We start from the raw sequence: 15,616 nt of genomic DNA on the forward strand, positions 1-15,616 counted from the left end.
GACCTTATCAAGACAATAAAAAAGCGCCATCATTGCTGATAGCGCTTTTTTATGCCTGGCTTTTTATGCTAGGTTGCGATTATTTCGCTTTCACTAGACCGGCGTTCACGTCCACGACGTCTTGCTCGCTCAGTGAGCCCACAGCTTGTTTTAGCTGAAGTTGGCTGATGATGTAATCGTAGCGGGCATTGGCCAGCTGGCGGTTGGCATCATAGAGGCGGCGGGTCGCATCCAGTACGTCAACAATCGTACGGGTACCAACATCGAAACCGGCTTCGGTTGCTTCAAGTGCCGACTGGGCAGAAACGACAGACTGTTGGTAAGCGCGTAGGGCACCAATTGACGCGTTGATGTTGTTGTAGAAGGCGCGAACGTCTCTTACGACACTGCGGTAAGAGCCTTCCAGATCTTCACTGGCAGCAACATAACCAAATTGAGCCTGCTTCACTTCAGAAGTCACGCGGCCACCGGTGTAGACAGGTAGCGCCAGGTTGATCCCTGCGTTCAGTGTACCGTCGTCAGCGTTAGCTTTTTCGTCGTAGTTATAACCTGCATTGAAAGACAGGGTTGGCAAGTGGCCAGATTCTGCCAGGGTGATTTCATCACGGGCAATATCTTGTGAGATGCGGGAGGTCAACAGGCTAAGGTTTTCTGTCTCGGCATCTTTAAGCAGGCTTTCCACGCGAGACTGAGGGGCACTGGCACTAAATCGACGAGTGTCCAGAATGCTCAGGTCGGTGTGCTCTTGACCGGTGATCTCACGTAGGCCTTCGTAGCTGTTGGTCAGGGCATTTTCTGCCAAGATCTCATCAGCCAGCACGCTATCGTACTGAGCTTGAGCATCGTGTACGTCGGTGATAGCTGATAGGCCAACCTCGAAGCGCTGTTTGGTTTGCTCTAGCTGGCGGCCAACAGCGGCTTTCTCTGCACGGACGAATTCTAGGTCGTCCATTGCGCGAAGCACGGCAAAGTAGGCGTCAGAAACACGCAGGATCAGGCCTTGCTGAGAGGTTGCATAGAATGCATCGCTCTGGCGGGCAACCTTCTCGCTGATATCTAGGTTTACCCAGCTGGCACGGTTGTAGATCGACTGGTCTAGGCTTAGACCGCCGTTGAAACCATCGGCATCGCCATCCATACGGGAGACGTTATAGCCAGCTGTTAGGTTGATCTGTGGTAGCAGTGCGCTTCGGGTTGAGTTAATCGCTTCGAACGCAGTATCTTTATCGGCAGCCGCGCGCAGCAGCTGAGGGTCATTTTGTTTTGCTTGTTGGTAGATTTCGGCGAGATCATCAGCCAGTGCAGTATGGCTAAGACCGCCAAGCGCAAAGCTAACAATAAGCGGAAGCAATTTTTTCATGAATGCCTATCCTGGTCCTGACAAAAATAAGAGCAAGGCTCCAGTTTAACCTATGTTTCCTTGCGTGAAACTGATCATTGAACAATTTACTTTATTTTACGATATTTTACTGGATTATTTGTGATTCTAATCTGTTCGCTGGCAAAAACGACTTAAAAAAAATCATAATTATTGTCATAAATGTTGAATTAAATCATTGCCGTTCCTTGTCGGGGATGGAATCATATACGCTTTCGCCGGCCGGAAGCCGTGTTAGCAAGGGCCAAAGGGATAAAAATATGGCAAAAACAGCAAGTAAGAACAGTGGCCCGGAACAGTTTTCTGCTAGTGATGTCGATGTCATCGAGCAGGAGTCATTGTTCAAAGGTTTTTTCAGCATGGTGAAGTACCGTTTCCGCCACCGCTTGTTTGCAGGTGGCTGGAGTGAGCCAATGGACCGCGAACTGTTTGAGCGCGGCCATGCTGCCGCCATGTTGCCGTATGATCCCGCGACCGACCGTGTCGTGCTGGTTGAGCAGTTCCGGGTCGGCGCTTTTGCCGCCGAGGGCTGTTCGCCTTGGCAGCTGGAGATTGTAGCCGGCATAATCGAACCCGGCGAGCAACCTGCCGAGGTAGTACGCCGAGAAGCCGAGGAAGAAGCCGGTCTTGATGTCGGACCGTTGCATAAAATTACCCGTTATCTGTCAAGCTCCGGTGGTTGCTCCGAAACGTTGGATATCTTTGTGGGTGAGGTTGACAGTACCCTCGCCGGCGGTATCCACGGTTTGGCAGAGGAGGGTGAAGACATCAAAGTGCATGTGGTCTCTCGAGAAGATGCCTACCACTGGGTAGAATCTGGTAAAATTGAGAATGCAGCCTCGATCATTGCTCTGCAATGGTTGCAATTGAACTACACTCGGTTGCAAGCTGCTCCTTAGCCGACCACGACCACTGAGGATGCCGATTGAATAGAAGATACACTGTTGATTTTGCTGGTATCATGCGACTCTACGAAACCAACTATGCGAAGCTGCTCCCATTGCTGCCAAAAAGCGATCAGGTCGGCGACCAATGCATTTATTGTGTTTCGGAACAGGAATATCATCTGACCATTATTGAGTCGACCCGCTATACCACGGTAGTTGAACTGCTTCTTGAGGCAGAGGAATCGCTGCCGGATTACCTGATCCCGAAAATGACGATCAGGTTATACCACGATGCCAGGGTCGCAGAAGTGTGTTCCGCTCAGCAGACTTCGCGTCTGAAGCCAAGGTATGATTACCCCAATATGCGGATGCACCAGAAAGATGAAAAGCATCAGGTTAACCGTTTTCTGGGAGACTGGTTGGCATACTGCCTAAAAAACGGGATCAGCAGACAGTCGGTTTGTTAACAGAATCAGATAGACAAGGTTTTTGACGTTTTGCAGACTTTTACTCTGCCACAGACGAACCGCGATAGTGTGGTTCTCCTGCAAATTACCGATACCCACCTTTTTGCCGACGATGGCGGAAGTTTGTTGGGCGTTGCGACGAAAGACAGTTTTCATGCCGTTCTAGATGCGGTAGATGTTGCTGCGCGTCCTTTTGATGCCATCGTGGCAACGGGCGACATTTCACAAGATCATACTGAACATTCCTACCAGCGCTTTTGCGATGGTATTGCTCGCTGGTCGCAGCCATGTTTCTGGCTGCCGGGAAATCATGACTACCAGCCGAGCATGCAAGCGGTTTTGCCTTCAGCGCAAATCAAGCCTTGCCATCAGGTGCTGGCCGGCGAGTATTGGCAGGTGATCCTGCTCGACAGCCAGGTCCGGGGGGTCCCCCATGGCGAGCTGAGCCAGACTCAGCTTGAGATGCTGGAGCAGGCGTTATCAGCCCAGCCGGAACGCCATGCACTGGTTCTCCTGCACCATCACCCGCTACCAGCCGGAAGCTCTTGGTTGGATCAGCACCAGCTGCATAACAGTGAACCGTTCTGGCAGGTGATTGGGCGCTACCCGCAGGTGAAGACGATTTTGTGTGGCCATATTCACCAAGAGCTTGATCGCGTCCAGCAAGGGGTGAGGGTGCTAGCGACACCGTCGACCTGTATCCAGTTCCAGCCTGACTCCCATGACTTTGCCTTGGACCAGAAAAGTCCGGGGTGGCGCTACCTTGTTTTGCATAGTGATGGGCAGCTAGAGACCCAGGTTTGTCGTTTGGAAGGCCATGACTTTACACCTAATTTTGAATCTGCAGGTTACTAGATGAAGCCGTTGCTACTGTATATCCATGGTTTTAATAGCTCACCGAAATCGCTCAAGGCAACCCAGATGGCGGAATACTGCCAGCGTGAGCGGCCAGATATCCGGGTCGAGATCCCGCAAATGCCTTGCTATCCTTTGGAGGCGGCGGCATTTATTGATGAGCTGGTGCAATCATGGCGTCATGAATACCAGATAGCTTTGGTCGGCAGTTCGCTGGGAGGCTACCTTTCCACATGGCTCAATGACCGATATCAGTTGCCTGCAGTCTTGGTTAACCCAGCAGTTAAGCCTTATGAACTGCTGCAGGACTATTTAGGCGAGCAGGAAAACCCTTATACGGGTGAACGTTATTTCCTTGAGCCCAAACATATGGATGAACTGCGCCAGATGGATGTGGCCCAACTTAGCCGCCCCGAGCAGCTGTGGCTGCTGCAACAAGAAGGTGACGAAGTGCTGGATTATCGCCAGGCTGTCGAGAAATACTCGGCCTGCCGACAAACCGTTGAGCCCGAAGGGGATCACAGTTTTGTCGGATTCGATCGTTACCCTGAACAAATCATTCAATTCTTGGGGCTGTAATACCTTCCTAGCACCTGTTGCTTGAGAGGAATTTCTCCCGACTTGGATCAAATTCGACTCACATTTGTGGGCCACATTTTCGACCCCAGCTTGACAACCGAGCTGGGGTTACTGACTATTGTGGCAAAAAATTATTCCGTAACTTTCCGTAATTATGACAGATCAAAGCTATAACGCTGGAGCCATTGAGGTTCTAAATGGCCTTGAGCCAGTACGCCGCCGTCCGGGGATGTATACCGACACGGTACGGCCAAACCACCTTGGCCAGGAAGTCATCGATAACAGTGTCGATGAAGCCTTGGCTGGCCATGCCCGCAAGGTAGAGGTTATTCTTCATGCGGATCAGTCGCTGGAAGTGATTGATGACGGACGGGGGATGCCGGTGGATATCCACCCCGAGGAAGGGGTGTCTGGGGTCGAACTGATCCTATGTAAGCTTCACGCCGGTGGTAAATTCTCAGGCAAAAACTACCAGTTCTCTGGTGGTCTGCACGGGGTTGGGATCTCGGTGGTTAACGCCTTGTCTAACCGGGTAGAAGTCTCGGTGAAACGTGATGGCCAGGTTTACCAGATCGCCTTTGAAAACGGCGACAAGGTTAGTGAGCTGGAAGTGATTGGTACTTGCGGCCGCCGTGCTAAGGGAACCAGTGTCCATTTCTGGCCGAATCCTAAATATTTCGACAGCCCGAAGTTCTCTGTCTCCCGCCTGAAAAGCAACCTCAAGGCCAAAGCGGTGCTTTGCCCGGGACTGGAAATTGTCTTTACCGATAAAACCAATGATGAAACCATCCGTTGGTGTTACGAAGACGGATTGAAGGATTACTTGGCTGAAGGCGTCAAGGGTTATACCCTGCTGCCGGAAGAGCCGTTTACCGGTGTATTCAGCGGCCAGAGCGAAGCGGCTGACTGGGCGTTGCTATGGCTGCCGGAAGGCGGTGAACTGATCACCGAAAGTTACGTAAACCTGATCCCGACGGCTCAAGGTGGTACCCATGTCAACGGCTTGCGTCAGGGGTTGCTCGATGCGATGCGTGAGTTCTGTGAATTCCGCAATCTGTTGCCTCGCGGCGTGAAGCTGACGGCGGATGACATCTGGGACCGCTGTGCCTATGTACTGTCGGTGAAAATGCAGGATCCACAATTTGCCGGCCAGACCAAAGAGCGCCTGTCATCGCGCCAGTGTGCGGCATTTGTCTCTGGTGTGGTGAAAGATGCCTTTAGCCTATGGCTGAACGAACGGCCGCAGATTGCTGAGCAGTTGGCTGAGGTGTGTATTGCCAATGCCCATCGCCGGATGCGTGCCAGCAAGAAAGTGGTGCGTAAGAAGGTCGCCTCGGGCCCAGCCTTGCCGGGTAAGTTGGCAGACTGTTCGCAGCAGGACTTGTCTCGCACCGAACTGTTCTTGGTCGAGGGTGACTCGGCGGGTGGTTCTGCTAAGCAAGCTCGTGATCGCGTTTTCCAGGCGATTATGCCGTTGCGTGGTAAGATCTTGAATACTTGGGAGGTGTCAGCCGATCAGGTACTGGCTTCGCAGGAAGTTCATGATATTTCGGTGGCACTGGGCATCGACCCGGACAGTGATGATCTCACTGGCCTGCGCTACGGTAAAATCTGCGTCCTTGCCGATGCCGACTCGGATGGTTTGCACATTGCAACCTTGCTATGTGCCCTGTTTGTCCGCCACTTTGAGTCGCTGGTCCGTGCCGGCCATGTGTATATCGCGATGCCGCCACTATACCGCATCGACCTTGGCAAAGAGGTCTACTATGCCTTGGATGATGCCGAGAAGGACGGGATCCTTGATCGCCTTAGCAATAAGCGCGGCAAGGTCAATGTCCAGCGCTTCAAAGGTCTGGGTGAGATGAACCCGCTGCAGTTGCGTGAAACCACCATGGATCCCAATACCCGCCGTCTGGTTCAGCTGACAATCGATGATGATGAGCAGACCAACGAGATGATGGATATGTTGCTGGGCAAGAAGCGTGCGGAAGACCGCCGCCACTGGCTGCAGAGCAAAGGCGATATGGCCGAAGTGTGATTGACCGGGCCTGCCAGTACAATCCAGTATCGCGGCAGGCCTTGCCTGATGATTTGATAGACCGAGCGTTGTAATACGCTCGGTCTGGAAACATAAACGGAATACCCAACGATGACTGATGTCTCAATGGATGGCGTAGAACAGCTTCCGCTACGGAAGTTTACCGAAGATGCCTACCTCAATTACTCCATGTACGTGATCATGGATCGTGCCTTGCCGTTCATCGGTGATGGTCTCAAGCCCGTTCAGCGTCGTATTATCTATGCGATGTCCGAGCTGGGCCTGTCGGCAACCGCGAAATACAAGAAGTCGGCGCGTACCGTCGGTGATGTACTGGGTAAGTACCACCCGCACGGCGACTCGGCGTGTTATGAAGCCATGGTATTGATGGCACAGCCTTTCTCCTACCGCTACCCGTTGGTCGACGGCCAGGGTAACTGGGGTGCACCGGACGATCCGAAATCCTTCGCCGCGATGCGTTATACCGAATCTCGCCTGTCGCGCTTTTCTGAAGTCCTGCTCGCAGAGCTGGGCCAAGGCACGGTTGACTGGGGGCTGAATTTTGACGGCACCATGAAAGAGCCGAAAATGCTGCCCGCCCGCCTGCCGCATATCTTGCTTAATGGCGTTACCGGCATTGCCGTGGGGATGGCAACGGATATCCCGCCGCACAATGCCCGTGAAGTTGCCAATGCCGCTGTGCATCTGATTGAGAACCCGAAAGCAGACCTTGACGAGGTTATGGAGTTTGTCCAAGGGCCGGATTACCCGACCGAAGCCGAAATCATTACCTCGAAAACCGATCTTAAAAAGGTCTACCGCACTGGCCGTGGCAGTATCAGAATGCGTGCGGTATGGCACAAGGAAAGCGGTGATATCGTGATCACGGCTTTGCCACACCAAGTATCGGGCTCGAAGCTGCTTGAGCAGATCGCCAGCCAGATGCGCGCCAAGAAGCTGCCGATGGTCGAAGACTTGCGTGATGAGTCGGATCATGAAAACCCGACCCGTATTGTGATTGTGCCACGTTCGAACCGTGTTGATAGTGAGCAGTTGATGAACCACCTGTTTGCTTCTACTGACTTGGAAAAGAGTTTCCGGGTCAACCTCAACATGCTGGGCCTTGATGGCCGTCCGCAGGTTAAAGGGTTGGTGCAGATCGTTTCTGAGTGGATCGAATTCCGCCGTACCACGGTACGTCGCCGCTTACAGTACCGTTTGGACAAGGTAATTGCCCGTTTGCATATCCTTGAGGGTTTGTTGGCGGCTTACCTCAACATTGATGAGGTTATCGAAATCATCCGTACTGAGGATGATCCGAAAGCCGAGTTGATGTCTCGTTTCGATCTGTCAGCCATCCAAGCGGATGCGATCTTGGAAATCAAGCTTCGTCAGTTGGCTAAGCTGGAAGAAATTAAGATCCGCGGCGAACAGGATGAGCTATCGAAAGAACGTGATTACTTAGAGAAGCTACTGGGCTCAGAGCGTCGCCTGAACACTTTGATCAAGAAAGAAATCTTGGCTGATGCCGAGAAGTATGGCGATGACCGCCGCTCGCCACTGGTGGAGCGAGAAGAAGCTAAGGCGCTGACCGAGCGTGAGCTGATCCCGTCTGAAGCTATCACGGTTGTGTTGTCTGAGAAAGGCTGGGTCCGTCATGCCAAGGGGCATGAGGTTGACCCAACATCCCTGAGCTACAAATCGGGAGATGGCTATTTGGCCCATGCCCGTGGCAAGAGTAACCAACCTGCTGTTTTACTGGGGTCGGATGGGCGCAGCTATGCGCTTGAATCCCATAGCCTACCATCAGCTCGCAGCCAAGGTGAACCGGTCACTGGCCGCTTGAACCTGACACCGGGAAGCCATATCCGTCAGGTCATGATGTCTGATGATGATCAGCTATGGTTGATGGGGTCGGATGCAGGATACGGTTTCATCTGTAAATGCAGTGACATGGTGTCGAAGAACAAGAACGGTAAAGCCTTGCTGACGGTACCGGAAAATGCCGAGGTCGTACCGCCGCAGTGTATCGCAGACTTGGACAATGACGAGATCCTCGCCATTACCAACGAAGGCCGGATGCTGTTGTTCCCGATCAAGGAGCTGCCTCAGCTAGGCAAGGGTAAAGGGAATAAGATCATTAATATTCCAGCGGCCCGCTCGAAGTCGCGCGAAGAATTTTTGTCACAATTAGTTGTGCTGCCCAAAGGCAGTCATCTGACATTGTATGCGGGTAAGCGTAAGCTGGGGCTCAAGCCTGCTGATCTGGATAACTTCCGTGGTGAGCGCGGCCGACGGGGTAGCATGCTGCCACGTGGCCTGCAGCGGGTGACTCGCTTTGAAATCGACTCACCACATATACCTGAAGAAGAATAAACCAGGTGAATGAACCATGATTAAAGCCCTCCAGACGGAGGGTTTTTTGTTGGCTATTTTCCGGTAGTTCGGAGCAGAAAGAGGTAGGATGTGGTCTAATTTCTGCACATAAAAGGTGTTTTTTCCCGCAGCCCAAGTATACTAGCGAACGCTTGTACGCTGAGGAGAGTCTGATGTTATTTGTATTGCGCATGATTGCTGTAGCAGTATTTACTGTTGTCATGTTTGTATTCGGCTGTGGCTATTGTCTGCTAAGCCCTCGTAACCCTAAGAATGTTTATATTGTCGGTCGTCATTTCTGCAAGATGGCCCGTATTTTCGGCATTAAGCTGGAACTTCGTTACCCTGATGGCGAGCAGCCCGTTCCAAGCGTATATTTAGCGAATCACCAGAATAACTACGATTTGTTTACCGTGTCTGGTGCTATCCAACCAAGAACAGTGACTGTGGGCAAGAAAAGTATCTCGTGGATGCCTTTTTTTGGTCAGCTGTATTGGTTAACCGGTAATATTCTTATCGACCGAGCTAACCGCAGTAAGGCGGTTGGTACTATCGGCCAGGTGGTTGAGCAAATTAAACAGCGCAATGTCTCTATTTGGATGTTCCCAGAAGGCACCCGCTCCCGCGGTCGTGGTTTGCTGCCGTTCAAAACAGGTGCTTTCCATGCCGCTATCTCCGCCGGTGTGCCGGTTGTGCCGATTGTGTGTAGTAGCACGGAAAATGTTAAGCTGAACAAGTGGGACAACGGTGTGGTGATCGTCGAGATGCTACCACCCGTACCGGTAGACGGCATGACCAAAGAAGATGTCCGATCACTATCGAACCAATGCCGCGATATGATGGCGGCTAAACTGGATGAGCTTAATGCTGAGGCGACACGCCGTTCGACAAAGTAATCGACTGGGCGGTTAGCCAAAATGTGACGAATGAAGGACATGCCTGTGCGTGTCCTTTTTGTTTTTACCAACCAAGATAAGTCTCTGATCTAGTCTTTATTTAGGTTGGTATTGTATGTAGATGAAAACACCATGATTGAAGAACAGGTAATATTGGTCGATCCGCAAGGCAGGGAGCTTGGCGTTCAGGAAAAAATGCAGGCTCACCGGGACGGTGCCCTTCATCTGGCGTTTTCGGTCTTGTTGTACCGGGACGGTGACAACGAACGCGAGTTCCTAATGCATCAACGAGCATTGGACAAATACCACAGTGGCGGGTTGTGGACCAATACCTGCTGTTCGCACCCGCGCCAGGGCGAGTCGATGGCACAAGCAGGGATCCGCCGGCTGGGGGAAGAAATGGGTATTGTCGGCATTCGGACGTTGTTTGATGTGGCAAGCTTTGTCTACCGCGCCGAGCTGGATAATGGCTTGGTTGAACACGAGCTGGACCATGTTTTGGTGGCATCGGCCTCTGACATCGTGATCAACCCGAACCCAGAGGAAGTGTTGGCTTATCGCTGGTGGACGCAGAGCGAACTGCAGGCAGCACTAGACCAAGAGCCTCAACGGTTTACAGCATGGTTCCCGCAGGTGCTGGCATTGGCCTTGGCAAATGCCTAGTGCCGTAGGGCAAGACGTTGTGATAGAAACGAAAAAGCTGCCTTCAGGCAGCTTTTTTTATGTATTACAGCAAATCAAAGAAACGATTATTTACGAACAGCAATCGCTTCAATTTCAATTTTTACGTCTTTTGGCAGACGCGCGACTTCAACGCAAGAACGTGCAGGGTAAGGGGCGTTATGCTCGTCGAAGAACTTGCCGTATACCTCGTTAACGGTACCGAAGTCGTTAAGATCTTTCACAAATACCGTCATCTTGACAATATCAGCCACTTTTAGGCCAGATGACTCAACAACAGCCTTAACGTTTTCTAGTGACTGGCGAGCCTGCTCAGAGATATCGTCAGACACTTCACCGGTTTGAGGGTTCACAGGGATCTGGCCTGAAGTCAGAACCATGTTACCTAGGTCAACACCCTGTACATAAGGGCCGATAGCAGCTGGAGCCTGCTCTGTGTGAAGTACTTGAGTCATTACTTGTCCTTACTTAAATTATGTTAGGTCATCGTTAGAGGTCTAGTTTGCAACCCATCGTCGAAGACGTCAAAGGGTTTCAGGTAAGCAGGGCAAAAAGGCAGCATGATTGAACTCTGGCTGCTTTTATGCCTTGCGGTAGGTGACATGCCGGCTCTGGGATAACCGGTTCTAGGCTGGGATCCCAAGCCTTGCCTTGACCACTTTCTCGCACTCGTCAATACGGGAGATATCCTTCGGCGCGACCATGACGGTGTCATTCCCCCCCACAGTACCGAGGATCTCGGCATGCGGTTGGATGTCGATCAGCCGAGCAACGAGCTGGGCGCCGCCGGGGTGGGTTTTCACCACCACGACGAGCTGGTTGTGGGTGATAAATTCAATCTGGGAAGCAATCGATGAGCTGACTTGTACCGGCTCGCTTTCCACCGTCAGGCAGTAGACCTTCTTACCGTAGGCATTAGGCACTTTCGCTACGCCCAGTCTTGATAGCAGACGGGACACAGTGGATTGGCTGACATCTTCGAAACCCATGTCGATGAGTTGCGTGCGGATATCATCTTGGGTTGAAAAGCTCTGTTGCTGCAATAATCGTTTACAGGCGGAAGTCATGCTTTCTTCTTGACAGAAAGCGTCTATCGCTCCGTGCATACTGTATCCACTCACGGGCAACTCCTTGTTATTCTGTTGGGTCTTTGATCGTATCTCGTGGACAGCCCTCGCATCGGCTTATTGTTCGGGAAGTCTGTGCTTCTTTACGATGCGAACAATGGGCTGCTTGTTGGCAAGATATAATGCCTTGGTTGCATAATCTTGCAATGGCATCATATCAACAATGCAACCCTATTTTATTGACCCCTATCACCAAAACAAAACGCCATCCACATGGTTAGAATGAGGAATTATATCCCGACCTATCCAGTAGAGTCCGAGGATTTAACTTGACCTCCTGCTGGGAATGGTTAGCGGCCATGCCGTCGTTTTCCTCGGGGAAATTCAGCCCTGACAGGTTGTTTGTCGAGTAGGTACTGCCTTGGGTTGTAGGCAGGAAAGTGCGGCGTTGTGGGCCGTCTGCCGGGTTATCTGTATAGGGGGAAGAGGTGGTGTTTGAGGCCGTACCTGAGGGGTTGCTGGCAATCTGGAGTGCTTCTGTGCCCGGACGGTTGAGTTGGGCGACATAGTCCGAGACTTTGACCCCAGCGAGCTCGACGCTGGCCGACTGCACCTCGATTCCTAGGGCGTCCAGCCAGTCAAAGATCAATGGCGAGGGGACAAACTGGCTGTAGCGGATGGCAGGCTGCAGGTTTTGCAACTCTTCCGGATTGTCGACGATGGCCACGGTGATCCCGGCAATCTCTCCATCGGCGTTGAATACGGGGCCGCCGCTCATCCCCGACATCACGGGGGCATCACTGAGCGAGTAGAGGCAGTCGGTACTGGTATCGACTACATCCTGGATGTATCTTCCTTCACCGCTAACGGCCGTACCGACTAGAGAGTGACCATGGTGGATAACGGGCTGGTCAGGGTAAATTAACCCCCAGGTCGGTTGGGCATTCGAGGAGCGAGGGACCAAAGCCAAATCACAGGCAGGATGGTAGATGACACCGGTATCCCAGGATAGTTGGGCCACATGTTTGGCGGTGATCATATAGTCATTGTTGATCGGAACCGCGGAGCCAAAGCCGCCCAGTAGCATGGGAACCCCGATCACCACCATTTCGTTGGCTGAGTGCTGGTAGGTTTGCTGGACTGGACCATTGCTGGCTACACAGCCAGACAGGGCGACGGCGGTAATGCAGAGATGACAGGGACGGGAAAGCAGGCACCAGACTGCTTTGATTAGGTGCGCAGTTTTTCTCATTTTACTAGCCTTATTTTTATAGTTTTTTTTGTACCGGCCTGCTGGGCCGGAATAATAAAGGTAGTGAGCAGAGAGAGGCGGGGGATGGTCGGAAATGAGAATAAAAAAGCCTGCTCAAATTTGAGCAGGCTTTCTTTTTACTTGGGCAGGAAATGTCGCTAGTGAGACAGCTTTTTCAGCTGGTTAGCGATGTTTCCAGCCTACTAGCTTAGCTGTTTTCAGTAACGATTTCGCGTGAGAACACTTTTTCGCAGTACTTACACTTAAGCTGGATATCTTCTTTTTTGATGACGACTTTGAAGCTGCTGTCGACGGGCTCACCATGCGAGATACAGTTGGTGTTTGGGCATTTGAATACCGCATTGATTCGCTCTGGTAGGGTCAGGGTCAGCTTCTTCACGACTTCGTAGTTTTCGATTTGGTTGACCGTTGCCTGTGGAGCATACAGTGCCAGCTGGCTCGCCTGTTCTTCACTGATAAAGATGTTTTCGATCTTGATCAGATCTTTGCCGCCCAGCGCTGAAGAAGGCAGGTTAAGGCCTACAGTGACGCGCTGGTTAGTCTTGTGCATTTTGAACAGTTTCAGTACCTTGAAGCCAATGTTTGCAGGAATATGGTCGATAACCGTACCGTTCTTGATCGCTTCAACCTGTAGTTGCGTTTCCTTTGTCATCGTTCTCTCTCCTGCTTAGATTGCTTCGTTTAGGACCAGTGCCAGTAGGGCTTCACGTGCGTATACACCGTTTTCTGCTTGCTGGAAGAAGTAAGCATGCTTTGTCTTGTCGACATCAGTGGTGATTTCGTCAATGCGTGGTAGTGGGTGCAGTACTTTCAAGTTGCTGCGGGCATCGGACAGCATTGGTGCGGTCAGGATATAAGCCGCTTTCATGTGGGCGTATTCTGACTCGTCAAAACGCTCTTTCTGGACGCGGGTCATGTACAGGATATCCAGTTCAGGAATCACTTCTTCCATGGCGCTGTGTACGCTGTAGCTGATGCCGGCTTCGTCCAGCTCTTCGCAGATGTAATCCGGCATTGCCAGAATTTCCGGTGCGATGAAGAAGAACTTCACGTTGTTGAACTTAGCCAGTGCTTGGGTTAGGGAGTGAACAGTACGTCCGTATTTCAGGTCACCAACGAAAGCGACATTGAGGTTATCCAGCGTGCCTTGGGTTTCGTAGATGGTGAATAGATCTAGCAGGGTCTGGGTTGGGTGTTGGTTGGCACCGTCCCCGCCGTTAATCACTGGGACACCGTTGGAGAATTCAGAGGCCAGTCGAGCGGCACCTTCTTGTGGGTGGCGCATGACAAAGGCATCAACATACGAGGAGATGACCTGGACGGAGTCAGCAAGGGTTTCACCTTTCTTCGCCAGCGACGTGTTACCGCCGTTGTCAAAGCCAATCACGGTACCACCCAGTCGCTGGATAGCGGTTTCAAAAGATAGGCGGGTACGGGTGGATGGCTCGAAGAAACAGCTTGCAACGACCTTGTTCTTCAGAAGTTCAGGGTTCGGATCGGCTTTCAATTTACCGGCAGTCTCTACTACTAGCTCAAGCTCACTACGGCTCAATTCCGGAATGGAGATGATGTGCTTTTGAAACAGCGAATTCGCCATGGCTTCTCTTCCCTTTTAATTACGATGATGAACGACAGGTGCCAGCTGATGTGGGCAGCAGGCAAAAAAAAGCCCCCTTATCAAAGGAGGCTCTTTTTACAAAAAACAGAAAAAACAAAAAACGGCACCTGCACCGAAAGTCGGTGTAGGGTCATCAGGTTTAGCTGAAAAGACAGGCGCATTTTTTATCTCTCTTTAGACAAATTGCGAAGGATTATACCCCCATTTTTAGCGAACGCAAGCGTTTGCCTAAAGTATTCATTTGGTGGAACTTTATGCAGTTCTGCTGGGTATTTTACGGGCTAGGAAAGGGGGGCTAACCCAGTGATCTATAAGGGCTTGCTTTCATATCTAGAGGGTGGGGAGTAGATAGGGGGGCATAAAAAATACCGGCCCGAAGGCCGGTATGGGTTTGAGAGTAATTACACTCAAGAGAGTCGATTACTGACCTAGCGTGGCAACCATGATTGCTTTGATTGTGTGCATACGGTTTTCCGCTTCGTCGAATACGATAGAGTGCTTAGACTCAACCACTTCGTCTGTTACTTCAACGCCGTCTTTCAGCATTGGGTATTCTTGAGCAAGCTCTTTACCAACGGTTGTATCTTCACCGTGGAAGGCTGGTAGGCAGTGCATGAATTTCACATGTGGGTTGCCAGTTGCTTTAAGCATATCCATGTTTACTTGGTAAGGTAGCATTAGGTTGATACGCTCAGCCCACGCTTCTTTCGCTTCACCCATAGATACCCATACGTCAGTGTATAGGAAGTCACAACCCTGAACGCCTTCTTGCACGTCTTCAGTCAGGGTGATTTTCGCGCCAGTTTCTTCAGCGATTTCGCGACATTGTGCAACGAGTTCTTCTTCAGGCCAGAACGCTTTTGGTGCCACTAGACGGATGTCCATGCCCATTTTCGCAGCGCCAACCATTAGTGAGTTACCCATGTTGTTGCGAGCATCGCCTAGGTAAGCGAAAGTGATTTCGTGCAGTTGCTTACCGCGGCCGTGCTCCATCATAGTCAGGAAGTCAGCTAGGATTTGTGTTGGGTGGAATTCGTCTGTTAGGCCGTTCCATACAGGAACACCAGCGTGAGCGCCTAGTTCTTCAACGATTTCCTGACCAAAGCCGCGGTACTCGATACCATCGTACATGCGACCTAGTACGCGTGCTGTATCTTTCATTGACTCTTTGTGACCGATTTGAGAACCCGATGGGCCTAAGTAAGTCACTTTAGCGCCTTGGTCGAATGCCGCTACTTCGAATGCACAACGAGTACGAGTTGATGATTTTTCAAAGATTAGCGCGATGTTCTTACCTGTTAGGCGAGGTTGCTCGTAACCGTTGTACTTCGCTTTTTTCAACTCAGCAGATAGGTCTAGCATGTGTTGAATTTCACGAGGAGTGAAGTCTAGTAGTTTTAGGAAGTTACGGTTGCGAAGGTTAAAAGCCATGATGTTATCCTCTCTGAATCTGTATCTCTCAGGCCGGAGGAGGCAGGAATTATATGAGCCTGCCCCACGA

15 protein-coding genes are annotated in these 15,616 nt (G+C 51.4%); 8 read left to right on the forward strand and 7 right to left on the reverse strand.

Features of this window, described 5'->3' with window-relative positions; translation table 11 throughout:
- Nucleotides 1–79: 79 nt before the first annotated feature.
- On the reverse strand, nt 80–1,360 hold the full coding sequence (gene tolC, locus L4D79_RS25820) for an outer membrane channel protein TolC (protein ID WP_428655874.1): 1,281 nt from the start codon (nt 1,358–1,360) through the stop codon (nt 80–82).
- Nucleotides 1,361–1,638: 278 nt separating this feature from the next.
- On the opposite strand from tolC, the gene nudF reads away from it, so the two are divergent.
- The 8 genes from nudF to idi all read left to right on the forward strand — a co-directional run bounded on the left by nudF (nt 1,639) and on the right by idi (nt 10,139).
- The gene (gene nudF / locus L4D79_RS25825) at nt 1,639–2,277 is read left to right on the forward strand and encodes an ADP-ribose diphosphatase (RefSeq protein WP_428655877.1); all 639 of its coding nucleotides are present in this window, start codon (nt 1,639–1,641) and stop codon (nt 2,275–2,277) included.
- Nucleotides 2,278–2,303: 26 nt separating this feature from the next.
- Nucleotides 2,304–2,732, forward strand: a complete 429-nt coding sequence (locus tag L4D79_RS25830) for a DUF1249 family protein (protein WP_428655879.1) — start codon at nt 2,304–2,306, stop codon at nt 2,730–2,732.
- 30 nt (nt 2,733–2,762) lie between these two features.
- Complete coding sequence (gene cpdA, locus L4D79_RS25835; RefSeq protein ID WP_428655882.1) at nt 2,763–3,587, forward strand: 3',5'-cyclic-AMP phosphodiesterase; 825 nt, start codon at nt 2,763–2,765, stop codon at nt 3,585–3,587.
- Complete coding sequence (gene yqiA / locus L4D79_RS25840; RefSeq protein ID WP_428655884.1) at nt 3,588–4,166, forward strand: esterase YqiA; 579 nt, start codon at nt 3,588–3,590, stop codon at nt 4,164–4,166.
- A 154-nt stretch (nt 4,167–4,320) separates the two neighbouring features.
- A complete protein-coding gene (parE, locus tag L4D79_RS25845) occupies nt 4,321–6,204 on the forward strand; it encodes a DNA topoisomerase IV subunit B (RefSeq protein ID WP_428655886.1) in 1,884 nt (627 codons plus the stop codon).
- 111 nt (nt 6,205–6,315) lie between these two features.
- Nucleotides 6,316–8,580, forward strand: coding sequence for a DNA topoisomerase IV subunit A (parC, locus tag L4D79_RS25850; protein ID WP_428655888.1), 2,265 nt, complete (start codon nt 6,316–6,318; stop codon nt 8,578–8,580).
- Between the two features lie 173 nt (nt 8,581–8,753).
- Entirely contained in the window at nt 8,754–9,476 is a 723-nt protein-coding gene (locus L4D79_RS25855) for a 1-acylglycerol-3-phosphate O-acyltransferase (protein ID WP_428655890.1), read from the forward strand.
- A 132-nt stretch (nt 9,477–9,608) separates the two neighbouring features.
- The gene (idi, locus tag L4D79_RS25860; protein WP_428655892.1) at nt 9,609–10,139 is read left to right on the forward strand and encodes an isopentenyl-diphosphate Delta-isomerase; all 531 of its coding nucleotides are present in this window, start codon (nt 9,609–9,611) and stop codon (nt 10,137–10,139) included.
- A gap of 86 nt (nt 10,140–10,225) precedes the next feature.
- Here the strand turns inward: idi and L4D79_RS25865 are convergent, their stop codons facing one another.
- From L4D79_RS25865 to L4D79_RS25890, 6 genes are all read right to left on the reverse strand, one after another.
- Nucleotides 10,226–10,612: a RidA family protein gene (locus L4D79_RS25865; RefSeq protein WP_428655894.1), complete on the reverse strand. Its 387-nt coding sequence runs from the start codon at nt 10,610–10,612 to the stop codon at nt 10,226–10,228.
- 171 nt (nt 10,613–10,783) lie between these two features.
- Entirely contained in the window at nt 10,784–11,263 is a 480-nt protein-coding gene (locus L4D79_RS25870; protein WP_428655942.1) for an arginine repressor, read from the reverse strand.
- A gap of 238 nt (nt 11,264–11,501) precedes the next feature.
- Nucleotides 11,502–12,476, reverse strand: coding sequence for a S1 family peptidase (locus L4D79_RS25875; RefSeq protein ID WP_428655896.1), 975 nt, complete (start codon nt 12,474–12,476; stop codon nt 11,502–11,504).
- Between the two features lie 208 nt (nt 12,477–12,684).
- Nucleotides 12,685–13,149, reverse strand: a complete 465-nt coding sequence (gene pyrI / locus L4D79_RS25880) for an aspartate carbamoyltransferase regulatory subunit (RefSeq protein WP_428655898.1) — start codon at nt 13,147–13,149, stop codon at nt 12,685–12,687.
- A gap of 15 nt (nt 13,150–13,164) precedes the next feature.
- A complete protein-coding gene (pyrB, locus tag L4D79_RS25885; protein WP_107351169.1) occupies nt 13,165–14,094 on the reverse strand; it encodes an aspartate carbamoyltransferase in 930 nt (309 codons plus the stop codon).
- A gap of 441 nt (nt 14,095–14,535) precedes the next feature.
- Complete coding sequence (locus L4D79_RS25890; RefSeq protein ID WP_428655901.1) at nt 14,536–15,546, reverse strand: ornithine carbamoyltransferase; 1,011 nt, start codon at nt 15,544–15,546, stop codon at nt 14,536–14,538.
- Nucleotides 15,547–15,616 lie beyond the last annotated feature (70 nt).

It is taken from the genome of Photobacterium satsumensis, from assembly GCF_050336935.1.
GTDB classification, from domain to species: Bacteria; Pseudomonadota; Gammaproteobacteria; order Enterobacterales; family Vibrionaceae; genus Photobacterium; species Photobacterium satsumensis.

What these genes read in the sequence shown, in the direction of transcription:
- idi (WP_428655892.1), top strand. Translation starts at nt 9,609, where the DNA reads ATGATTGAAGAACAGGTAATATTGGTCGATCCGCAAGGCAGGGAGCTT.
- L4D79_RS25875 (WP_428655896.1), bottom strand. Translation starts at nt 12,476, where the DNA reads ATGAGAAAAACTGCGCACCTAATCAAAGCAGTCTGGTGCCTGCTTTCC.
- pyrI (WP_428655898.1), bottom strand. Translation starts at nt 13,149, where the DNA reads ATGACAAAGGAAACGCAACTACAGGTTGAAGCGATCAAGAACGGTACG.
- parE (WP_428655886.1), top strand. Translation starts at nt 4,321, where the DNA reads ATGACAGATCAAAGCTATAACGCTGGAGCCATTGAGGTTCTAAATGGC.
- L4D79_RS25870 (WP_428655942.1), bottom strand. Translation starts at nt 11,263, where the DNA reads ATGCACGGAGCGATAGACGCTTTCTGTCAAGAAGAAAGCATGACTTCC.
- L4D79_RS25855 (WP_428655890.1), top strand. Translation starts at nt 8,754, where the DNA reads ATGTTATTTGTATTGCGCATGATTGCTGTAGCAGTATTTACTGTTGTC.
- L4D79_RS25890 (WP_428655901.1), bottom strand. Translation starts at nt 15,546, where the DNA reads ATGGCTTTTAACCTTCGCAACCGTAACTTCCTAAAACTACTAGACTTC.
- L4D79_RS25865 (WP_428655894.1), bottom strand. Translation starts at nt 10,612, where the DNA reads ATGACTCAAGTACTTCACACAGAGCAGGCTCCAGCTGCTATCGGCCCT.
- yqiA (WP_428655884.1), top strand. Translation starts at nt 3,588, where the DNA reads ATGAAGCCGTTGCTACTGTATATCCATGGTTTTAATAGCTCACCGAAA.
- nudF (WP_428655877.1), top strand. Translation starts at nt 1,639, where the DNA reads ATGGCAAAAACAGCAAGTAAGAACAGTGGCCCGGAACAGTTTTCTGCT.
- parC (WP_428655888.1), top strand. Translation starts at nt 6,316, where the DNA reads ATGACTGATGTCTCAATGGATGGCGTAGAACAGCTTCCGCTACGGAAG.
- tolC (WP_428655874.1), bottom strand. Translation starts at nt 1,360, where the DNA reads ATGAAAAAATTGCTTCCGCTTATTGTTAGCTTTGCGCTTGGCGGTCTT.
- pyrB (WP_107351169.1), bottom strand. Translation starts at nt 14,094, where the DNA reads ATGGCGAATTCGCTGTTTCAAAAGCACATCATCTCCATTCCGGAATTG.